2 protein-coding genes are annotated in these 2,343 nt (G+C 69.7%); both read right to left on the bottom strand.

Annotation, left to right across the window (positions count from 1 at the left end):
• Window positions 1–158: 158 nt before the first annotated feature.
• Window positions 159–1,460 carry an alanine racemase gene (locus tag I55_RS19520; protein WP_044562256.1) on the bottom strand — a complete coding sequence of 434 codons (1,302 nt, stop codon included), beginning with the start codon at window positions 1,458–1,460 and terminating at the stop codon, window positions 159–161.
• Window positions 1,453–2,343: D-arabinono-1,4-lactone oxidase (locus I55_RS19525; RefSeq protein ID WP_044562257.1), on the bottom strand; the 891-nt coding region annotated here is incomplete at its 5' end. The genes I55_RS19525 and I55_RS19520, both read right to left, overlap by 8 nt.

Raw genomic sequence — 2,343 nt, forward strand, 5'->3', positions numbered from 1 at the left:
CCCCCGGGCCCGCCGGGGGGTACTTATCCGCGCGGCATTTGATCGTGCCCGCTCAAATGCCCCCTCAATCGCCGGGCGCCGCCATCCGCGGGCTGGGCTTNCTCGCTGCGCCCTGCGGTGCTCGCTCCGGCGGACGGGGTCGCGTCCTACACCGCCCATCAGGCGGACATCTCGAATACCGGCCATCGCCCGGTGATGGTGGCGCCGTCATAGGCCAGCAGCGGCCCGAACTGCAGCAGCACCGCCTCGCTTTGCGAGGGGCGCAGGAACACCCAGTCGTCCGGCTTCAGCGGCACCCGGCGCGATCCCGACCAGCGTTCCTGGTTGCTGGAGCGGCCGTAAAGACCGCTGAGCTGCAGGCCCGGCGGCGACACCGGATTGGCCAGCCAGTGGCCGCCCTGCACGAAAAAGGCGCGGGCCGTGTTGGGATCGAAGAAGGCGGCGACACCCGACAGGCTTTCCAGCCCCGGGATCAGCGCCGGCTCCGCCACCTTCAGCACCGGCGTGGCGATGAAGCAGGCCGGCTGGTGGTGGGCCAGGGTGTCGATGTCGAAGTCCGTGGGCTTCACGAAGGCCGAGCCCACCGCCACCTCCGTCGCCACCGGATCATCGGTGTGCAAGGCGTAAGTGGGGCTGCCGGCCGTGTTGAAGGTATAGGGCGCCTGCCCCTCCTTCAGCGGCGCCTTCTCCCGCAGCACGCCGGCCATCTGGGCGTAGAAGCCCTTGGCACGCGCCAGCGCCTTGCCCCGCATGTCGAACACGCCGGGCATCTTGGCGACATGGGGGTCATAGCCCATCAGGCCGCAGGCGGTGACGGACGGGTCCAGGCCCTGCAACAGGGCGGCCAGCGCCTGCGGGTCGGTCAGGCCGCCCCGGTGCAGGCCAACGTCGATCTCGAAATTCACCTTCAGCGCCAGCCCTCGCGCCTTGGCCATGGCCGTGTACTGGGCCAGGCGTTCCGGCGTGTCGATCAGCCATTGCGGGCTGGGGGCCTGGGCGCCCAACCGGTCATAGTAGGCGGCGGCCGCGGCCACAGGCAGGGGCTTGCCCATCAGCATGTCGGCGTCGGGGACGCGGGTCCCCATCTCCACCAGCATGGGCTGATTGAAGACCATGTAGCGTTTGGTCTTCAGCCCCGCCGCCACCCGGTCCATCAGCTCATGGCAGGGCAGCGACTTGACGACGATGCGCAGGGCCTTGGCCTGGGTGCCCGCCTTGCCCAGGGTATCGCCCACCGCCTTGATGTTGGCCGCCAGACGGGTGGTGTCGACCACCATCACCGGCTGGGCCACGCCCGCCTTGGCCAGGGCCGCCGACAGGGCGGTGAAATAGGCGTCATGCCCGCCGCCCCGGTCGGGCTCCGGCCAGGCCAGGGCCCCGGCACCCACCACGGCGGCGCCGGCGATGCCGCCCGTCAGCACCCGGCGGCGCGTGGGCCGCCGTCCTTGATCATCACGCATCGGCGAACACCCCCCGCAGATAGTCGTTGAGGAAGCGCCCCTCCGGGTCGACCTGGCGGCGGATGTCCATCGCGTCGCGGAAGCGGGGATAGAGGGCGACGAAGTCGGCGGTCTTCAGCGTGTTCAGCTTGCCCCAGTGCGGCCGGCCGCCATGGCGGCGCAGGATGGGTTCCACCACCTCGAACAGGAACTGGTAGTCGTCCTTGTAATAGGCGTGCACGGCGATGGAGCCGGAGGGCCGGTCGTGGAAGGGCGACAGCCAGGCATCGTCAGGGGCGATCACCCGCGCCTCGATGGGGAAGAAGACGTCGTGCCGCCGCGTCTCGATGGCCTCGATCACCTCCTGCAAGGCCTGGACCTGGGCGTCGCGCGGCAGGTGGAATTCCATCTCGTTGAAGCGGATGGGCCGTTCGTTGGACAGCAGCTGCCAGCTTTCCGACACCACCCGTTCCGGCTCCAGCCCCGACAGCACATGCTTGGCCACGCGGCGGCGGATGGCGGGTGACCAGCCCAGCCAGTCGCGCAGGGCCTTCAGGTTCATGACCGCGTCATTGTCCTGGGTGGGCGGCCGGGGGGTGGCTGGGGCGTCCGTCTCATCATGGGTGATGATCGCCGTCATGCCGGTGAAGGGCAGGTAGTAGAACTCCACATTGCGGTGCTGGCCCTGCAGGACGGGCCATTCCGCCAGCGTCTTCTCCAGAGGCTGCAACCACACCCGCCGCTCCACCCGGTGCAGGGGGCTGTTCCTCAGGGTCACGCGGGTCAGGATGCCGAAGGCGCCCAAGCCCACCTTGGCGGCGGCGAAAAGGTCGGCGTTCCGGGTGGCGTCGCAGTCCAGCACCTGGCCGTCCGCCGTCACCAGGCGGAAATCCAGCACGTTGCC

Origin of the sequence: Azospirillum sp. B4 (genome assembly GCF_000333275.1) — a bacterium.
Taxonomy (GTDB): domain Bacteria; phylum Pseudomonadota; class Alphaproteobacteria; order Azospirillales; family Azospirillaceae; genus Nitrospirillum.

Bases quoted from the DNA above. Each gene is read 5' to 3' on its own strand.
- I55_RS19520 (WP_044562256.1), bottom strand. From the start codon at position 1,460: ATGCGTGATGATCAAGGACGGCGGCCCACGCGCCGCCGGGTGCTGACG.